This is a genomic window from Naasia lichenicola (assembly GCF_004801885.1).
In the GTDB taxonomy this organism is placed as follows: Bacteria; Actinomycetota; Actinomycetes; order Actinomycetales; family Microbacteriaceae; genus Naasia; species Naasia lichenicola.
Map to the genome: position 1 here is coordinate 126,600 of NZ_SSSM01000003.1, position 18,968 is coordinate 145,567.

Here is an 18,968-nt window from a genome sequence, read left to right on the forward strand (position 1 = left end):
CGCCATCGCTCGAGCTCATCCGGGCAGTCTACGAGTCGGCGTCGACCTCTCCCCCGCCCGCCAGCCGAGCCGCGCGACGCACCCGCTGCAGCACGGGATCGGGCACCGGCGCCGCCGCGACGAGCTGCCGCGTGTACGGATGGCGTGGTGCGTCGCAGACCTCCTCCGCGTCGCCCGACTCCACGATCTCCCCCGAGCGCAGCACGCCCACGCGCGCCGCGAACTCTCGGACGATCGCCAGATCGTGGGTGATGAAGAGGTAGGCGATGCCGAGGTCGTCCTGCAGCTCGCGGAGCAGCCGGAGGACGGCGGCCTGGGTCAGGACGTCCAGCGCGCTGGTGGGCTCGTCGCAGACCACGAGCCGCGGCTCGAGCGCGATGGCACGGGCGATGGCGATCCGCTGCCGCTGGCCGCCGCTGAACTCGCTCGGGTACCGGTCGAGGGCGTCCTGCGGCAGGCGCACGCGCTCGAGCAGCCAGCGGAGCCGATCCGCGATCTCCGCTCGAGACCGGCCCGCGACCTTCAACGGCTCGGCGAGTGTCTGGCCGACGGTGATCCATGGGTTCAGGGAGCCGTAGGGGTTCTGGAAGATGGCCTGCACCGTGCGGGACATCTCCCGGCGCCCCCGGCGAGACAATCCGGCGACGTCGGTCCCGTCGATCAGCACCGAGCCGCTCTCGATCGGCACCAGGCCGAGGATGGCGTTGCCGATCGTCGACTTGCCGGACCCCGACTCGCCGACCAGGGCGAGGGTCTCCCCCGCCTGCACGGCGAGGTCGACGCCGTGGATCACCGAGCGCGGGCGCGAGCCGATGCCCCGGGTGCGGTAGGAGACGTGCAGGTCCACGACCCGCAGGACCTCGCTCATCGTCCGTCCACCAGACGGGGCGTGCTGGCGATGAGCTCCCGCGTGTACGGCTCCCTCGGATCGGCGAACAGATCATCCACCAGGCCGCTCTCCACGATGACGCCCTTCTCCATGACGATCACCCGATCGCAGATGTCCGCGACGACCGCAAGGTCGTGCGTGACGAACAGCACCGCGAGTCCGCGCTCGCGGCGCAGTTCGCGCAGCAGGTCGAGGATGCCCGCCTGCACCGTGACATCGAGTGCGGTGGTCGGCTCGTCGGCGATCAGCAGCTCGGGGTCTCCCGCCAGCGCGGTCGCGATGACCACCCGCTGCGCCATGCCGCCGGACAGCTCGTGCGGGAACCGGCGCATGACGGCCTCCGGATCGGGGAGATGCACGAGGGACAGCAGCTGCATGGCCCGGGCGCGGCGCTGGGAGGCCGGCACGTCCGAGGCGTACTTCAGCACCTCGAGCAGCTGAGAGCCCACGGTGAACAGGGGGTCGAGGGCCACCATCGGCTCCTGGGAGATGAGTCCGGTCCTGCGTCCGCGGATCCCGGCGAAGCCGCGGTCGTCGAGCTCGGTGACGTCGTCCTGTCCGATCAGGATCCTGCCCGCGGTGATCGCCGCGTTGCCGGGCAGCAGGCCCAGGGTGGCGAGAGTGGTCACCGTCTTGCCGCTGCCGGACTCCCCCACGAGGCCGAGGATCTCACCGGGCTGGACCTCGAAGCTGACGCCGCGCACGACCGCGACGGGTGGGCTGTCGCCGAACGAGATCTCGAGGTCCTGCACGCGGAGCACGGCATCCGACGGCTCGGGGGGCGTTCCGCCATCGGCACGAGACGTTCGCGCGGCGATCGGTGCCCTGCCCCTGTCGCTGCGACGGCGGGCGGCATCGACGTCGCGCAGCCCGTCGCCGATCAAGGCGAGTGCCAGAGAGACGAGGGTGATGATGCCGCCGGACACCACCAGCAGCCACGGCGCCTTCGCGAGGTTCGCAGCCGCCTCGCCGACCATGCTCCCCCAGGTGGGCAGGGGCGGGTGCACTCCGAGCCCGAGGAAGCCGAGGCCGGACTGGACGGCGAGCGCGGCACCGGCGAAGAGCGAGGCCTGGATGACGACCGGTCCCACGACAGCGGGCAGGATGTGGCGCGCCATGAGGCGGACCGATCCGAGGCCGGAGACGATCGCGGCAGAGACGAACAGCTCGCCGCGGACGCCGAGGACCGTGGCGCGGACGACGCGCACGAGGCTGCCCGACCCGAGGAAGCCGAGGGTGATCATGGCCGGCGTCAGGTCCTGATCGAAGATGGCGAGCACGGCGAAGATGAGCACCACGCCCGGCAGCGACATCAGGATGTCCGCGATGCCGCTGATCAGCGCGTCGACCCAGCCGCCGAGGGTTCCGGCGACGATGCCGAGCAGCACGCCGACGACCACGAAGGTGAGCACGGCCACGAGGACTCCGAGCAGCGTCGGCTGCCCGCCCCAGAGCAGCCGGGTGAGGATGTCCCGTCCGAGGCTGTCTGTGCCGAGGAGATGGTCGGCGCTCGGCCATTCGAGGAAGCGGGCGAGGTCCTGGTCGTTGTAGCCATACGGCGAGATCACGGGCGCGAGCGCCACCGCGATCGCCACGAGCACGACGAAGGCGAGGGCCACGATGGCCAGCGCGTTGGTGCCGAGGCGTCCGCCGCGGACGCGGGTGTCGACGATCTGGGTGACGGTCATCGGGTTCGCACCTTCGGGTTGAGCAGGCCGTAGCTGACGTCGACCAGCAGGTTGACGACGATCGTCACGATGGTGAATGCCAGGGCGACCCCCTGGATGACGGGGATGTCCTGCCGAGAGGTGGCGGTGACGGCGAGCGAGCCGAGTCCGGGGAGGACGAACACGTTCTCGACGAGGATCGTGCCCGAGAGCGAGGCGACGAAGATGACGCCGACCACCGTGACGAGAGACACGGCGGAGTTGCGGAGCGCGTGCCGCCAGATCAGCACCCGGCGCGGGACTCCGGCCGCGCGCAGCGTGCGGATGAAGTCCTGGGTCATGGCCGTCGAGATGCCGTCGCGGACGACCTTGGCGATCGTCGCGATGCCGCTCAGCGAGAGAGCGGCCACGGGGAGGATGAGGCTGCTCGCCCACAGTGACGGCGAGAACTCGAACGGCACATAGCCGGTCGCCGGGAGCAGCAGCAGGGTGACGGCGAAGAACGACGCCAGGATCAGTCCGACCCAGAAGTTGGGCAGGGCGCCCCCCACCAGGGAGAAGACGTCGACGAACCGGGCGACGGCGCGACCCCGGGTCGCGCTGAGCACGCCGAGCAGGATGCCGATCAGCAGGGCGACGACCGTGCCGCCGATGATCAGCGAGAGCGAGACGGGCAGGCGGTTCGCCAGGGTCTGGCCGACATCCTCTCCGGTGAAGATCGACCGGCCGAGATCGCCGTGCAGCACACCGGCGAGGTAGTCCCGGTATTGGATGAGCACCGGCTGGTCGAGGTGCAGGGTCTGGCGGAGGGCGTCCAGCTGCTCCTGCGTCGCCGACCCGCCGAGCAGGGATCTCGCGGGGTCGCCCGGGATCAGGCTCTGCAGGAAGAAGGTGATCGCGGTCACCGCCACGAGCAGGGGGATGGAGAGCAGGACGCGTCTCGCGATGAGGCGGAGCATGGGACCTTCCGGGAATGAGGGGCGGGGCCGGATGGTCGGTGTGCACCGATTCCGGCCCCGCTCCGCGAGGGACGAGCGCTACTGCTTGGGCCACGACTCGATCGGCGCGACCTCGCCGGTCGCCCCGAGGTAGAACGGCTTCACCTTCTTGCTGTTGAAGATGATGATCGAGTCGTTGGACGCGATCGGCAGGGCGAGCGCCTGCTTGACGATGACGGCGTTCACGGCCTGAGCCGCCGCCTTGAGGTCGTCGGGGCCGGCCGAGGCGAACTTCTCGAACGCCGCGTTCACATCGTCGTTGACCACTCCGTACTGGTTCATGACCGCGTTCTGGGTGAAGCCGAACTGGGCGTTGGTGTACATCTGCGCGCCGTCGCCGGTGAGCAGGGTCGCGCCGAAGGTGTTCGACACCAGGTCGTTCACCCACGATCCGAAGTCCGGCTCGGCCTTGAGGGTCATGGTGACCCCGACCTCGGCCAGCTGGGCCGCGACGGCCTCCGCGATCTTCGTGTCGGTCGGGCTGAAGCCGAGGTAGGTGGCGGGGATGGTGAAGCCGTCGGCGTAGCCCGCCTCGGAGAGCAGCTGCTTGGCCTTCGCCGGGTCGTAGCTGTACACGTCGTCGAGGGAAGCGTCGTAGCCCGATGCGTCTCCCGCGTCGATGGCCGGCTGATCCGTCGCCTTGCCGTAGTCGCCGAGGGCGGCAGTGGCGATCGCCTCGCGGTCGACGGCGTAGTTGAGCGCCTGGCGCACCTTCTCCTCGGCGAGCGCGGGAACGACCTTGCCGTCGCGGTCCATCAGGTAGAAGTTGTAGACCGTTCCGGGCTGGTGGATCTCGGTCAGTCCGTCACCGGTGACCGTGCCGCCGATGGAGGGATCGCCGACGATCGCGTCGACCTGTCCGGTCTTCAGCGCCTGGACCTGCTGCTGGGCATTGGGGATGACCCGCACCTCGATCTCCGAGTAGGCGATCGAGTCCTGGTCCCAGTACTGCTTGTTCGGCACGTACACGTAGTGGTCGCCGGACACCGTCTGCTTGGTGTCTAGGACGTACTGGCCTGCGCCGTAGGTCGCGCCGGCGCGAGCGGTCTCGTCGGCGATGCCTGCCGGGCTGATGGCCATCCCGCCCAGCAGACCGGTGGTGAGCAGGTCGGGGATGATCGGGTTCGGCACCGATGTGCTGATGTGCACGGTCTTGTCGTCCGTCGCAGTGAAGGTCATCGGAGCGAAGTAGGCCTTGCTCGGACCGGTGGTCGTGGCGGCGAAGTAGGTCAGCGACGCCGCTGCGGCGGTCGCGTCGAGCGGCGTGCCGTCGGCGAACTTCAGTCCGTCGCGGAGGGTGAAGTCGAACTCGGTGTTGCCGTCGCCGTCGTACTGCCAGCTCTCGGCGAGGCCGGGCTGGATCGCACCGTCTGCGTCCCGCGTGAGGATGGCTGCGTAGGCGGGTGTCTCGAACCAGGTGCCGGGTACGCCTCCGGCCGCCTTGAGGGTGTCCAGGCTGACGGGCGGGGTGCCGACCGCGACCACGAGCCGGTCGTCGGCGGCGCCGCCGGTCGATGAGCCGGCGCCCGAGCAGCCGGCGAGGGCGATCGCGGCGACGGCGGCTATCGCCGACGCGGCGAGGAGGGAGGAGCGATGCTTCATGGGACGAGCCTCATTCTGTGCGGTGGTGAGTGCGTGCGGAGTGCGTATGAGTGCGTGTGGCGGTCAGGTCGTGCGGGGCGCGGTGGTCGCCGGCGGGATGGAGAGGAGCAGTCGGCTGGGATGCTCCCCGCCGAAGGCGATCGTCAGGGTGGCCGCGTCGACGCCGGGCTCATGGACGTCGCCCTGGCTCGGGTTCGAGCCGAGGAAGCGGTTGGTCCCCACCTCCCATCGCGGCGACGAGGTCGAGGTGACGTCGACGCGGATGCGGTGGCCGGCCCGGAACGCGTGCGCGGTCGACCACAGATCGACGCGGAACTCCTCGGTCCGGCCCGGGGTGAGCGGCGCCACGGGTCCCGCACCGGTGATCGGGTCGACGCCGCGGGCCGAGCCGCGCTGGATCCCGTCAGCGAGGACGACGGTGCGCCCGTCGGGGTGCTCGTCGCAGAGGCGCACGACGAGGTTGGCGTCCGTGCCGGTCGTCGCGACGTGGAGAACCGCGCTCACCTGCCCCATCACGACGAGCTCATCGGCGAGCGGAGCGGTGCGCCACGAGAGGACATCGGGTCGGCTCTCGAGCTCTGTCTGGTCGAGGGGCCCCGGCTCGTACGGTGGGAAGAGCAGGGTCGCGCCACCGCGCGTCGGCACGGGGTCGGCGGGATCGCTGTCGAAGCTCGCGCTGCCTGCAGCGGCGGGCTCGCGATCGAGCTGCTCGTCGGCTCCCAGATGCAGGGCGAGCTCGGTCGAACCGGCGGGAGGGAACTCGGCGAGCTGCACCCATCGGTCGGCACCCATGAGGAAGATCCGCACGGGAGCGACGCCGTCGAGTGTGTTCCGACCGCGCAGCGTGGCGTCGTACCACCGGAGGTGCTGCGCCGTGAGGTCGCCGTCTCCCCCGAGGTCGTCGATCGAGGAGCTCGGCCCGAAGTCCGCTCCGCCGATGCGGCCGGTCATGTTGTCATGCGACCACGGGCCGACGATCAGGTGCGGCCCCGGAGTGCCGGAGTCGGCGGCGCGGGCGCGAAGCCGGCGGTACATGGCGAGGGTCGAGCCGAGGAAGACGTCGTACCAGCCTCCGACCAGGAAGGCGGGCGCGTCGATCCCGTGAGCGTCCGCTCCGACCTTGCCGACCGAGTGCGCGGGAGAGTCGTATGGCTCTCGCAGGCGATCGCGCATCCACGCGACGGTGGCGTCGGCATCCAGGTCGGCATCGAGGGCACCGGGGCGGAAGAGCTCGCCGCTCATCAGGCGGCGGTCGACCTCGGCCCATCTGGCCTGTTCTGCGCTGCGCGCGTCGGCATCGACGATGCGCGCGACGGCGTTCGGGGCGATGGCGAAGTGCGACCAGGCGAACATGCTGCCGAGCTCGCGCACCCCGCCGCGGAAGCGGAAGCCGTCGAGTCCGGACGCGACCGGGGTGACCGAGGGGACCATCGACCGGAGCGCAGGGCTCCCGCCCAGCGCGGCACTGAACTGGGTCTCGGACGCGTAGGACGCTCCCCACATCCCGACCAGGCCGTCGCATTCCGGCAGCGCGGCGAGCCAGGCGACCGCGTCGGCGCCGTCCTCCCGCTCCTGGGCCGACGGATCGAAGAGGCCCTCTGAGGCGTAGCGACCGCGGACGTCCTGCAGCGCGACCAGGTAGCCCGCGCCGACGAGCCGGTCGACGGACACCGGCCCGCCGGTCTCATCGCGGGTGACGTCGTACGGGTGGCGCAGGAGGAGGGCCGGCCATGGGCCCGAGCCGACGGGCAGACGCAGGATGGTCCGAAGGCGGGTGCCGTCCCGGAGGGTGCACCACACCTCGCGCCGCTCGGCGCCTGCGGTCGTGCGTTCTGGCAACGTCGCCACCCTGTGTCTCGTATGGATCGGTCGGCACGTCTCCGCTGAGAGCAGCGGGCGACGACGCCCCGCGGTCATTCTCAAGAGCATTGATGGAAGGTGTCAACGATGCGTTCCCGGCCTGTGATGCCGGTATTTCCGGCGTTCCCGCGGCGCGATCGTCTGGATACGATCACCTCCGTGCCCGACATCGGCGTCGCTCCGACGCTCACCTTCATCGCCCGCATCGAAGTGGATGTGGCGGCTCCCATCGACCTCGGAAGCGGGGACGGCCTGCACCGACGCATCGTGCCCATCCTCGGCGGGCGGGTCATCGGCCCCGAGTTCAACGGCAAGGTCCTTCCCGGCGGTGCCGACTTCCAGATCCTCCGCTCGGGCACCGTGACCGAGCTCGAGGCGCGCTACGCCATCGAGACGGACGACGGCGACCGCGTCTACGTCGAGAACTTCGGCCTGCGCTCCGGCAGCGCCGAGGACATCGCCCGGATCATCGCCGGCGAGACGGTCGATCCGGGACGCATCTACTTCCACTCGAGCCCCCGGATGTCCGCGGCCGGATCGCGCTGGTCGTGGCTGGGCGAGCGGATCCTCGTCGCCCGCGGCGAGCGCCGACCCGACAGCGTGTGCCTGGAGGTCTTCGTCGTCGAGTGAGGCGAGGGCCCACCGCTGATCCGCCCGCGGTGTCCGCCGTCAGGCGTGGCCCTCCAACGCCCGCAGGGTATGCCGATAGCCGACCCGTTCGTGGCCGACCACATCGAGGACACAGCCGAGGGTCACCAGCCCGACGGTCACCACCAGAATCGTCAGATCCCCGTTCCGCTCGGCATCGAAGGGTCGCCAGCCGTCGACGAGGCCGACGACCGCCGCCGCGACCATCGGTGACCCCGCCAACGCGAAGAGCGGGACGTGGCTGAGATCGCGGGCGCCCATCAGCACCGACCAGGTCACGAAGATGAGCAGCAGAACCACTGCCACCGGGATCGTGAATGCCAGCACGAGGACGGCGATGTCGACCTCCGGCTCCCCCACCGCCGAGGCCATGATCCGCAGCCCTGCCCCTATCGCGGCGATGGCGCCGAACATCGGCAGATGCGCGTAGCGCCAGGCCATCGTCCTCTGCGGGAACAGCGGGAGCACGAGCCGCGACGGGATGAGGAAGTGGGCCCACCACAGGGCAGCTGCGACGAGGATCCCTCCGGCCGTCACCACGATCGCAGGCAGCGACCAGCCCTGCTGGGTGACGAGGGCGCCGACCGCTGCCGCGGTCGCCGCGATCACCTCTCCCAGGGTGATCAACGTGAGGAGGCTGAACCTCTCCGCGACGTGGGCCGGATTCCACGGAAGGCGGCCGAGTCGCTGCTCGACCACCGCGGGAGCCACGAGCTCGGCGAGCGCGATGACGACGATGGCCGCGACGATCGCCTCCGTCGGCCATGGCAGGAACAGGGTGGAGGCCCAGGCGGTCTGTCCGACCGCGATCATCGCGACGTAGGCCAAGGAGATGCGGCGATGGTCGGAATCATGGCGGGCGGCGCGAATCCAGAGCGCCAGCTGCGGCAGCCGCATGACGGTGTAGCCGACGACGAGGAGCGCGTTGTTGGGGCTCTCGCCCTCTGCCGCACCGGCGAAGCTGCCGGGGAGTCCGAACACGACGATGATGACTCCAATCATCTGCACGAAGGTCGCCACCCGGAAGAGCGCGTCGTCATTGCCGTACGCCGAGGACAGCCAGGTGAAGCTGATCCACGCCCAGCTCACGGTGAAGAGCGCGAACGCGTAGGCGCCGATGGAGGACCCGATGTCTCCATGCTCGATCCCTGCCGCGAGCTGCTCTGCGGCCACTCCGAAGGCGACCACGTACGTCAGGTCGTAGAGGAGCTCGAGAGAGGTCGACGACCGAGTGCGATCATCGGGGTCGCGACCTGCCATCGGTCGGATGCGGTGCCGAAGGCTTTCGGCCAGCTGAGACTGCAGCTGCGATGAGCTCATGGCGGTTCGACTCCTCACCTGCGAGGAGTTCCATCCTCCTGGCTCAGCGCTACCCTCCTCCTGCTCGGCCCGGGATGGCAACAGACCTCAGCGCGGCCAGCCTCCGCCGAGCGCGAATCGGCACTGCTCGAGGATCTGACGCAGGCCGTCGGCGTCCTTCACCGAGATGGCCGAGACCATCTGCTCCTCGATCCACGAGACGTCGGGGCGCAGCCGCTCGAGCAGCCCGTGTCCGCTCGTGGTGACCGACAGCAGCTGACGGCGCTGATGGGCGGGGTCCTGCTCGCGCTCCACCAGCAGGCGCTCCTCCAGCTCGGCGGTGACGACCGACATGGACTGGGCGGTGACGAACGAGTTGCGGGCGAGCTCCGCGGAGGTGAGTCCCGGCCGACGCTCCAAGACGGTGAGCGCGGTGTACTGGGTCACCGTGAGGCCGACCTCCCGCGTCACCGCCTCCAGTCGGGAGCGGATCGCCAGCTCGACCTGCTTGATCAGGTACAGCAGGGTCACCCCGTGCTGCGAGCGCGCAGGTCCGGAGACCTGGGCCGGGGATGGCACGGAGGATGCGCCGGGGTTCATCCGAGCCCGCCGATGAAGTCGGCCATCATCGCTTCGATCGCTCCCGGATCGAGGGTCCGAGGGTCGGCGTTGCTGGCGCGGATCTCGAGCACCGGGATGCCCGCCTCCTGCAGCGCGAGCGTGATGAAGGACGCACCGGGGACATCGTCCGCGACGAGATGCACGACGCCGTCGACACCGTGGCCCTTCGCCTCCTTGACGTACCACTGGGGTGCGAGGGGCGGCGCGTAGAGCAGGTCGGTGATGCCGACGAAGCGAGCGGCCAGTGTCTCGATGGGGTCGGATCCGTAGCGGATGTAGCCGTCCGCGGCGATCGCCAGGTACATCGACCAGACGAAGACGGCCCCGTGCTCCTCCTCGAAGCGGCGGTAGAGCGACGTGTCGCCCCACAACCCTCTGCCCACCCACATCAGCCGCAGGCGCTCATCCTGCGCGACCGTCGAGCCGTCGGCGATCAGTGCGGCCACCTCGTCGCGCAGCTCCCGGGCGGCGTCGCGTGCCCACTCGCTGCCGCGGTGCCACTGCGGGATCATCACGGCGGGGATGGTGTCCGAGACCCGGACGGGAGTGGGTCGAGCCGCAGCGATAAGATCGCGCGTCTGCCGGTTGAGCTCCTCCTGCTCGTTGATGAGGTCCATCACCTGCTCCAGGCGCGCCGGCTCGAAGCGTCGTCCGGTGCGCTCCTCGAGCCATTCGATCAGCAGCCGGTTCTCCTCCGCCATCAGCTCGATGCGCTCGCGGCCGAACACGCGATCCCACTCGTGGGGCACCAGGTCCCACCAGGGACCCTCGGGAGGGATGGCGACGGTGCGCTCGTAGGCGAAGAACTCGATCGCGGGATCGTCCGTCCACGCCTCGAAGACCTTGCCGGTGGCGTCACCGCTCAGCTCGGCGATCACGAAGCGGGGCTTGGGCAGGCCGCCCCACGGCGCCCGGTCCGCTTCGAGCGAGCGGGAGCCGAGGGCGAGCACGTCGTACTGCCTGCTGTCGTCGGGATAGCCCAGCTCGGCGACCCCCTCGAGGCTCTGCGCCGCGGCCTGCTTGGCGGTGACGATCGACGCCCACCACTGGTTGACGACGTACGGGATGTCCATGGCGCGGAGGATCTCCTGCGGCGCATCCGCGTTGACGAGGGCGAAGTCCTGACCGTCGGCCGCGGCCTGCTGCAGGTCGCGGAACCATGCGCGCTGGTGCGCGAGCGCGGCGGAGGCGGACGCGAGGCGGGTCATGACGCCGCCCGCAGCTCGCCGATCGCTGCGGCGACGGCGCTCGGGTCCTCCGCGGCCTCACCACGCACCTCCAGGTGCGGGACGCCAGCGAGTTCGCGCTGCCGCTTCCAGTCCCAGAGCGGCGCCTCGTCATGCGGCCTCACGATGCTGAGCAGCGCCCTCGCCCGCGTGGCTTCGACGCCGGATCGGGTCGCGGCCGCACGTGCCGCCATCGTCGAGGAGGCCGATGCGGGGTCGCCGTGCAGGCGGGAGAGCGCCAGCTCGCGGAGCGCGTCGGGCAGCTCGGCGGGCAGGCGCTCGGGGAGCAGATCGGACAGGATCGGGTCTCCCCAGTCGTGGTCCTCGCCCACGACGACCGCACCCGCGTCCTCGATGGCGCGGTACAGCTCGTCGCCGATCGGAGCGCTGCCCGTCAGGAAGACAGGCAGCGCATCGGCGGTATCCGCGCCTCGCTCGCGACCTTCGAGCAGGGCGAGCGCGGCGGCCGGAGAAGATCCCACGCCGACCGCGTAGGCGTGCAAGGCGCTGAGTCCCGACATCCGGCGGGTTCGGCGAGCGACCTGCACGTCGGACAGCGATGCGCGGACCATGGAGTGCTCCGCGTGCGCCGATTCGAGCGCGTCCCGCGTGATCCCGCTCCCCGTCCAGGAGCGCAGGACGTCCGTCATCGCCTCAAGCTGATGCGTGTTGAAGCGCAGCGTCGAGGGCCGGTCGAGGTGGACCTGATCGACGAGATGCACCGGGATGGTGCTGCTGCCCCTGCGATACAGCTCCTGCAGGGCGAAGTGCAGCCGCACCGACGCCTCGCAGTCGTGCGCGATCAGGATGCCCGCGAGGAAGTCGAGGGAGCCGGAGAGGATCTCCGCGAGCAGCACCAGCGCAGCCCTGTCCACGGCTCCGCCCATGATCGCGGTGGCCTCTGCGGCGGACTGCGCAGCGGATGGGGCAGCGGATGGAGCAGCGGCCTGCCTGCCTGCGCCCAGTCGGTAGGGCTGGGCGCCGGCCGCCGACACGAGCACGGCGGGCACATCGCGGCCGACGATGCCGACGACCGGCTGTCCCGATTCCGCGCGCTGCCGGGCGGACGGCAGCAGCTCGAGGTACGCGCGCTCGAGGGCCGCGGTCACAGCGCCCCGGCCTCGCTCAGCGCGTCGAGCTCCTCGTCGCCATAGCCGAGGAACTCGCCGAGCACCGACGCGGTGTGCTCGCCGAGCCACGGCGCAGGGCGGTCGAGCGACGTGCTGCTGCCGGACATGACGATGGGCACGCCCGATCCGAACAGCTCGTCGGCGACGCCGTAGATGGGGTGGCGCAGCTGCTCGACCTCGCCCCGGCTGAGCACCAGCGGGTCGCGGACCGCCTCTCCCGTGTCGCGGACCGGGGCTGCCGGCACGCCGTTGTCCTCGAGGCGCCGGACGGCCTCGTCGACGGTCAGGTGCTGGGCCCAGCCGGCGATCATGGCGTGCAGCTCGTCGGCGTGGTGCACCCGATGGTCGCGGCGGGAGAAGCGCTCGTCGTCGGCGAGCTCCGGAGTGCCGAGCGCGGCCATGACCCCGGCGCTGAACGAGTCGGTGGGCCCGCACAGCGCGAACCAGCCGTCCTGCGTCGCGAAGACTCCGAACGGCGCCAGGCGCGGGACGTAGGAGCCGGTGCGCAGCGGCATGCCGATCTTCTCGAAGGCGTCGAATGGCTCGCAGGCGACGAGCGAGGTGAGCGCTCCGAGCATGGAGACGTCGACATGCTGTCCGATGCCGGTCTTCTCGCTCTGCAGCACGGCGGCGAGCACTCCGATGACGCCGAACAGCGGAGCGACGAGGTCGGCGATCGGCAGTCCGAAGCGCACGGGCGGGTCGCCGGGGTCGCCGGCGGTCATCATCGTGCCGCTGAGGGCCTGGATGATCGTGTCCATCGCCTTGCCGCTGCCGGGCACGCCCTGCGCGCCGAAGCCGCTGATCGACGCGTAGACCAGCCGCGGATTGAGCTCGTGGACCACGGCGAAGTCGATGCCGAGCCGCTGGGTGACCCCGGCGCTGAAGTTCTCGACGATCACGTCGGCGGAGGCGGCGAGCTCCCGGAAGACCTTCTGCCCCTCGGGAGTCTTGAGGTTGAGCGTGATGCTCTCCTTGTTCCGTCCGCGGAGCATCATCGACACCGACATGTCCTGGTCGCTCGTGCGACGGGCCTGCAGGCCGTTCTCGCTGTAGTACGGCGAGTTGTTGCGCGAGCTGTCTCCTCCGAGCTCGGGGTTCTCGACCTTGATCACCCGTGCGCCGAGTCCGGCGAGCAGCAGGGTGGCGTAGGGCCCGGAGAGCGCGGTCGTCAGGTCGAGCACCGTCTTTCCAGCCAGGGGGCGGGATGCGTCGGTCATAGAAGATCTCCTCGTTCGTCGTTCTCGCTGATCCGGACCACGTCGCCCTCCCAGGCGAGTCCGGTGCTGAAGCCCTCTTCGGCGGTGATCCGCCGGATGTACTCGAGGACCGCATGCCCTCGTTCGTCCTGGCCGTGCGGCACGGGCGCGCCCTCGGCGTCGATCCAGCACGGGATGAGCGCCGGCCTGAGTCCGCCGTCGGACGCGACATCGAGGACGGCGATCGCCGTGTTGCGGCTCTCGGGGTGGAAGGGGTACCACGACGGCATATCTGGATCGACGTCGAAGCCGAACAGCGTGCGGCGCCGCTGGGCCCAGCGGAGCTGCTCCGGTCCGCTGGCCGAGGCAGGGGTGAGGGCATCCGTCACCGTCACGAAGTTGCCGAGGCCGTGGAAGATGACGCGTCCGCGATACACCTCGACGCCTCGGAGGATGTGCGCGTGATGCCCGATCACCAGGTCGGCCCCGGCGTCGACGGCCGCGTGGGACACCTCGAGCTCATAGGCCGCGAGCTCGGCGGGCGTGTGCACGAGTCCCTTGTGCAGGGCGACGACGAGCAGGTCCACTTCCGCCGCCGCATCGGCGATCCGGCGGCGCATCAGCTCCAGCGAACGCGGATCCGCGAAGGTGTGCACGCTCGGCGGACCGCCGGGGTTGGCCCCGATGGCCTCGTAGTGCGAGAGCACCTGGACGTACGCACCACCCGGGCGTCGGCTCGTGGCCCAGCTGTCGGTGGGACCGACGCAGTTGAAGGAGAGTACGCCGACCCGGCGCCCCTGCACCTCGACCACAACGGGGCTCGACGCCGACTCCAGGTCGGGCCCGGCACCAGCCGTGCGCATGCCGGCGGCCTCCGCTGCCGCGATGGTCTCAGCGATCCCCTCGCCGCCCGCGTCGGCGACGTGGTTGCCCGCCATGGTGAGCACATCGAAGCCGGCCCTGGCGACCGAAGCGAGATGCGCGGGGTCGGCAGGCGGCGCCGGGACGTCGACGGTCGCGACTGCACGTGTGGTCGCGTGCGGCACCTCGAGCTGGCCGATGGTCAGGTCGGCCGCGCGCAGGACGGGTGCCGACGGCGCGAAGAAGCGATCCGGCTCGGGACGGTCGACGATCAGATCGCCGACGGCGGCGATCCGGAATCCGACGGTGCGGTCGGCCTGGCCGGTGGCCGCCGTCATGAGCGCATCGGGGGCTCCGCCACGCCATTCAGCTCGTCGACGAAGACCCGCACCTCACGGGCGAGGCGCTCGGGCGACTCCTCCCCCATCATGTGGCCCTCGTCCTCGAACAGCACGGCCTTCGCGCCGCGCACGTTGACGGCCGCTCGAAGGGCGGATTGCGGCGAGATCACGCCGTCGCGCAGCGCGGCGAAGATCAGCACGGGAAGGCGGATGCCGCGGTAGACCTCGGCGAGCTCCTCATCGGTCTGCGCCTCCGGGAACGGCTTGCCCTGATTGATCTGGGCCTCGTCGTCGGGCCGGTTCGCGGCCTCCTCGGCGGACGACGCGAAGCGGCGGGCCCGCGCCTCCTGGCGCGCGGAATCGTCCGTCCAGCCGGCCATGTGCTCGAACATGGCCACCGTCTTCGCACGGTCGTGCCGCTCCTCGATGAAGCGGCGTCGGCCCTCGGAGGACTGGGTGCCGCCCGCACGATCATGCGGAGTGCCCACGACGGAGATGAGCGCCTTGAGCCGCTCGGGGTGGCGGCGGGCGATGTGCCAGCCGATTCCCCCGCCGTGGGAGATGCCGGTGTAGATGAAGCGGTCGACGCCCAGCCTGTCGGCGAAGGCGCAGACGTCGTCGGCCCACTGATCCAGCCAGCCGATCGCGGGCGGGCTCGCGGGGTGGTCGGACTGCCCGAAGCCCCGGGCTTGGATCGTGTACACGTGGTATCCGGTCGGCGGAGCGGCGAGAAGCTCGGGATAGGTGCCCGCGGCGAATCCCATCGCCGAGGACAGCACGACCTCGTCGCCGGAGCCGAACTCCTCGTACCAGAGCTCGCCGTTCCCTATGTCCATCAGGCTCATCTGCTGTCGTCCTCCATCCGGCGTCGGTGACGCTCGTCGCGGCGGGCCTGCTGCTCGGCGGGGTCGGGGACCGGCGCCGCCGCGAGCAGGCTGCGGGTGTACTGATCGGCCGGCTCGTCGTAGACCCGGCCGGCGGGGCCCTGCTCCACCACCGCGCCGTTGCGCAGCACCACGATCGAATGCGAGATGTGGCGCACCACGGACAGGTCGTGGGAGATGAAGAGCAGGCTGAGGCCGAGGTCGCGCTGCAGCTCGACGAGCAGGTTGAGCACCTCGGCCTGGACCGAGAGATCGAGGGCGCTGACCGGCTCGTCGCAGACGATGAGTCGCGGCGAGAGCATCAGTGCCCGGGCGATGGCGATCCGCTGGCGCTGACCACCCGAGAACTGCGCGGGATAGCGGCGGGCGGCATCGGGGCTGAGGCCGACCCGCTGCAGGAGCATCGCCTGCCGCTCGGCGATCTGCGCGGCCGACATGCGGTCCGCGCGGGCGGCGATCCGACACGGCTCCGCCAGCGTGTAGCCGATCGTCTTGGTCGGATCGAGCGAGCTGTACGGGTCCTGGAAGATGACCTGCCGTCGCGCCCCGAGCGCGCGCTGCTCGCCACGCGGGATGGCCGTGATGTCGCGCCCCTCGAAGAGCACTCGACCGGAGGCGATCGGGAGCATGCCGAGGATGGCCATGCCCGTCGTGGTCTTGCCCGAACCGGACTCTCCGACCAGGCCCAGGGTGCTGCCGGTCGGGATGGAGAAGGAGACGCCGTTGACGGCGCGCTTGCGCTTGCGGCCGACGCCGTGGTCGACAGCGAGGTCCTCGACCTCCAGGATGTCGGGGACCTGGAGGGTGTCCGGGGCGCTCACGAGGCGACCTCGCTCAGCTCTGCGGCGAGCGCGTCGATGCGGATGCAGCGGCTGGAGCGGTGGCCCGGCAGGTGCGCCATGTCGATCGGCGCCTGCCGGCAGGCCTCGGTCGCCAGCGGGCAGCGTGCGGCGAAGTGGCAGCCGACGGGCCACTCGTGCGGCGGAGGCACTGCTCCCCCGATGGTCGGCAGCGGCTCACCGGGGCGCGCACCGTGCGGATTCGAGCGCAGCAGCGCCGCCGTATAGGGGTGCCTCGGCGCCGCGAAGATCTCGCTGACGGCTGCGCGCTCGACGACCTCGCCCGCGTACATCACGATGGCTCGGCTGCAGAGGTCGGCGACGACCCCCCAGTCGTGGCTGACCAGGATGATGGCCATCCCTGTCTCCTCCTGCAGGGTGCGCAGGAGGTCGAGGATGTCCGCTTGCACGGTGACGTCGAGGGCGGTCGTCGGCTCGTCGGCGATGAGCAGCTCGGGACGGCCGGCGAGCGCCATCGCGATGGCGATGCGCTGGGCCATCCCGCCCGAGATCTCATGCGGATAGCGGTCCGCGACTGCCGGGTCGAGCCGCACGGAGGCCAGCAGCTCACGGGTGCGCCGCTGCGTCTCGGCTCGACCGACCCGCTCATGCGCGCGGATGGCCTCGCCGATCTGGTAGCCGACCCGGAACGAGGGGTCGAGCGAGACCATCGGCTCCTGCGAGATCATCGCGATCCGGGCGCCGCGCACCGTGCGCAGCTCGGCGTTCGACATGCCGACGAGCTCCTCGCCCGCGAGCCGGATGGATCCGCCGGTGATCCGGCCGTTCCCGGCAAGCAGCCCGAGCAGCGCGAGCGCGGTCACCGTCTTGCCGCTGCCCGACTCACCGACCAGGCCGACGACCTCGCCCGGTCGGATGTCGAAGTCGACGCGCTGGATGGCCGTGGTTTCGCGTCCGGGCGCGCCGAAGCCGACCGTGAGGCCTCGAACGGAGAGGAGCGCGTCGGGGTTGGGCGCGAGCGCCTCCTCGCGGTCGGCGTCGGGGACGGTGGCCGCGTCAGGGACGAGCACGGCACCCGCTCCGGCCCGCACGGGACGCGCGCCTCGCTCGAGGCCCGCGAGGGTGAACCGCTCCTGGTTGGCGTCGCGGAGCGCGTCGCCGAGCAGGCAGAGGGCGAGCGTGGTGACGGCGATGATCCCGCCCGACGGGACGAGCAGCCACGGACTGCTCTGGATCAGGGATGCCGCCTCGGCCACCATGCCGCCCCAGGTGGGCGCGGGTGGCGGCGGTCCGAACGCGAGGAAGGCGAGTCCGGTCTGGATGCCGAGCGTCGCGGCCGAGAACAGGGTGACCTGCACGAGGAGCACACCGCGGATCTGGGGCAGCACGTGCGCGGCCATGATGCGCAGCCGGCCGAGACCGGCCACCCGGGCCGCGCCGATGTAGAGCTCCTGCCGCACGGACAGCGCGGCACTGCGGAAGACCCGGATGAACGCGCCGCTGGCGAGGACGCCGACGCTCACCATGGCCACGAACATGCTGTTGTTGAAGATGGCCAGAACCGCGAGGGTGATGATCGTGCCGGGGATGGACAGCAGCACGTCGACCACCCGCAGGATGATCCGGTCGGCCAGGCCGCCGACGTAGCCCGCGAGGATGCCGAGCGGGATCGCGATGATCAGCATGGTGACGACTGCGACGAGCACTCCCCCGAGGGACTCCTGGCCGCCGAACAGCAGCCTGCTGAGGATGTCGCGACCGAGCGAGTCGGTGCCCAGCAGGTGCGCCGCGGACGGGCCCTGCTTGACGATGGAGAAGTCCTGGGCGAGCGGGTCGTACGGGGCGATCCACCGGGCGGCGAGCGATCCCCCGACGATGAGGATCAGGACGACGCCCGAGACCACGCCGAGCGGCTTGCGCAGCACTCGGCGGAAGAGCCCGGTGGACATGGCTCGGGGCGACTTGGCGCTCATGAGACTCGCACCTTGGGGTTGAGCACTCCGTAGAGCAGGTCGATCGCCAGGTTGACGACGATCACGAACAGCGTGAAGAAGACGCCGACGCCGAGGACGACCGGCAGGTCGTGCGACGTGGTCGCCTGGGTCACCAGGGTGCCGAGGCCGGGGAGCACGAACACGTTCTCGACGAAGACCGCACCGGTGAGCGATCCGACCACGGTCAATCCGACGACGGTGAGCGATGGCAGGGCGGAGTTGCGCAGCACGTGCTTGAGCACGATCGAGCTCTCGCGCACCCCCGTGGCGCGGAGCACCCGGATGTAGTCGCGGGCGAGCACGTCCATGGCCGAGTCGCGCATCTGCTTGGCCACGATCGTGACCCCGCCGAGCGAGAGTGCGGCGACCGGCAGGATGAGGCCGAGCAGCCAGCGGCCCGGGTCGTCGGCGAAGGCGAAGTAGCCGGTTGCCGGGAAGATCCGCAGCGCCACGGCGACGAGCGCGACGAGCAGGATGGCCACCCAGTAGCTCGGCAGCGCGAGGCCGACGAGCGAGACGACGTCGAGGACCTTGCCGAGCACTCCCCCGCGCACGGCGCTGAGCAGTCCGAGGGCCGTGCCGAGCGCGGCGATCACCAGCGTCGACAGCAGGATGAGCGACGCGGTGACCGGGACGCGGGCGAGGATCAGGGTGACGACCTGGTCGCCGGTGAAGACGCTCTCGCCGAGGTCACCGCGCAGCGCGCCGAGCAGCCAGCTGCCGTACTGCGCGAGCAGCGGCTGATCGAGGCCGAGCTGCTGGCGGAGGCGCTCGATGCTGTCTGGCGTCGCGGCCGCGCCGAGGATGCTCCGGGCCGGGTCGCCGGGCACCAGGGACATCAGGAAGAAGATGGCGATCGAGGAGATCACCACGAGGACGATCGACAGCAGCAATCGGTTGACGATGAGTCGGACCATGAGAAGAGGCTCCCAGGTGGGGACCCGGCCAG

At 70.7% G+C, this 18,968-nt stretch carries 16 protein-coding genes; 1 reads left to right on the plus strand and 15 read right to left on the minus strand.

Annotated features, from left to right (window positions below; genetic code table 11):
• Positions 1–28: 28 nt before the first annotated feature.
• From E6C64_RS05785 to E6C64_RS05805, 5 genes are all read right to left on the minus strand, one after another.
• Positions 29–868, minus strand: a complete 840-nt coding sequence (locus E6C64_RS05785; protein ID WP_136426701.1) for an ATP-binding cassette domain-containing protein — start codon at positions 866–868, stop codon at positions 29–31.
• On the minus strand, positions 865–2,577 hold the full coding sequence (locus E6C64_RS05790) for a dipeptide/oligopeptide/nickel ABC transporter permease/ATP-binding protein (protein ID WP_136426702.1): 1,713 nt from the start codon (positions 2,575–2,577) through the stop codon (positions 865–867). Before E6C64_RS05790 ends, E6C64_RS05785 begins: the two co-directional genes overlap by 4 nt.
• Entirely contained in the window at positions 2,574–3,515 is a 942-nt protein-coding gene (locus E6C64_RS05795; RefSeq protein WP_136426703.1) for an ABC transporter permease, read from the minus strand. Before E6C64_RS05795 ends, E6C64_RS05790 begins: the two co-directional genes overlap by 4 nt.
• Before the next feature lie 78 nt (positions 3,516–3,593).
• On the minus strand, positions 3,594–5,156 hold the full coding sequence (locus E6C64_RS05800) for an ABC transporter substrate-binding protein (protein ID WP_136426704.1): 1,563 nt from the start codon (positions 5,154–5,156) through the stop codon (positions 3,594–3,596).
• 63 nt (positions 5,157–5,219) lie between these two features.
• The gene (locus E6C64_RS05805) at positions 5,220–6,995 is read right to left on the minus strand and encodes a CocE/NonD family hydrolase (RefSeq protein WP_199240970.1); all 1,776 of its coding nucleotides are present in this window, start codon (positions 6,993–6,995) and stop codon (positions 5,220–5,222) included.
• 180 nt (positions 6,996–7,175) lie between these two features.
• Between E6C64_RS05805 and E6C64_RS05810 the strand changes: the two genes are divergently transcribed.
• Positions 7,176–7,646, plus strand: a complete 471-nt coding sequence (locus E6C64_RS05810) for a DUF3237 domain-containing protein (protein WP_233255491.1) — start codon at positions 7,176–7,178, stop codon at positions 7,644–7,646.
• A gap of 39 nt (positions 7,647–7,685) precedes the next feature.
• On the opposite strand, the gene E6C64_RS05815 is transcribed toward E6C64_RS05810, so the two are convergent.
• The 10 genes from E6C64_RS05815 to E6C64_RS05860 all read right to left on the minus strand — a co-directional run bounded on the left by E6C64_RS05815 (position 7,686) and on the right by E6C64_RS05860 (position 18,936).
• Positions 7,686–8,984 carry a low temperature requirement protein A gene (locus E6C64_RS05815; RefSeq protein ID WP_136426706.1) on the minus strand — a complete coding sequence of 433 codons (1,299 nt, stop codon included), beginning with the start codon at positions 8,982–8,984 and terminating at the stop codon, positions 7,686–7,688.
• Positions 8,985–9,071: 87 nt separating this feature from the next.
• Complete coding sequence (locus E6C64_RS05820) at positions 9,072–9,542, minus strand: MarR family winged helix-turn-helix transcriptional regulator (protein ID WP_199240971.1); 471 nt, start codon at positions 9,540–9,542, stop codon at positions 9,072–9,074.
• A gap of 17 nt (positions 9,543–9,559) precedes the next feature.
• Positions 9,560–10,792 (minus strand): 2-hydroxyacyl-CoA dehydratase family protein, encoded by a 1,233-nt coding sequence (locus tag E6C64_RS05825; RefSeq protein WP_136426708.1) that lies wholly within the window; start codon positions 10,790–10,792, stop codon positions 9,560–9,562.
• On the minus strand, positions 10,789–11,919 hold the full coding sequence (locus E6C64_RS05830) for a 2-hydroxyacyl-CoA dehydratase family protein (protein WP_158437758.1): 1,131 nt from the start codon (positions 11,917–11,919) through the stop codon (positions 10,789–10,791). Before E6C64_RS05830 ends, E6C64_RS05825 begins: the two co-directional genes overlap by 4 nt.
• Positions 11,916–13,160: a CaiB/BaiF CoA transferase family protein gene (locus E6C64_RS05835; RefSeq protein WP_136426710.1), complete on the minus strand. Its 1,245-nt coding sequence runs from the start codon at positions 13,158–13,160 to the stop codon at positions 11,916–11,918. The genes E6C64_RS05830 and E6C64_RS05835 overlap by 4 nt, the downstream gene beginning before the upstream one ends.
• Positions 13,157–14,338 carry a CapA family protein gene (locus E6C64_RS05840; RefSeq protein WP_136426711.1) on the minus strand — a complete coding sequence of 394 codons (1,182 nt, stop codon included), beginning with the start codon at positions 14,336–14,338 and terminating at the stop codon, positions 13,157–13,159. Before E6C64_RS05840 ends, E6C64_RS05835 begins: the two co-directional genes overlap by 4 nt.
• A complete protein-coding gene (locus tag E6C64_RS05845; RefSeq protein ID WP_136426712.1) occupies positions 14,335–15,186 on the minus strand; it encodes an alpha/beta fold hydrolase in 852 nt (283 codons plus the stop codon). The genes E6C64_RS05840 and E6C64_RS05845 overlap by 4 nt, the downstream gene beginning before the upstream one ends.
• A complete protein-coding gene (locus tag E6C64_RS05850; protein ID WP_136426713.1) occupies positions 15,183–16,046 on the minus strand; it encodes an ATP-binding cassette domain-containing protein in 864 nt (287 codons plus the stop codon). Before E6C64_RS05850 ends, E6C64_RS05845 begins: the two co-directional genes overlap by 4 nt.
• Positions 16,043–17,998 (minus strand): dipeptide/oligopeptide/nickel ABC transporter permease/ATP-binding protein, encoded by a 1,956-nt coding sequence (locus E6C64_RS05855; protein WP_136426714.1) that lies wholly within the window; start codon positions 17,996–17,998, stop codon positions 16,043–16,045. The genes E6C64_RS05850 and E6C64_RS05855 overlap by 4 nt, the downstream gene beginning before the upstream one ends.
• Complete coding sequence (locus tag E6C64_RS05860; protein WP_136426715.1) at positions 17,995–18,936, minus strand: ABC transporter permease; 942 nt, start codon at positions 18,934–18,936, stop codon at positions 17,995–17,997. Before E6C64_RS05860 ends, E6C64_RS05855 begins: the two co-directional genes overlap by 4 nt.
• Positions 18,937–18,968: the final 32 nt, after the last annotated feature.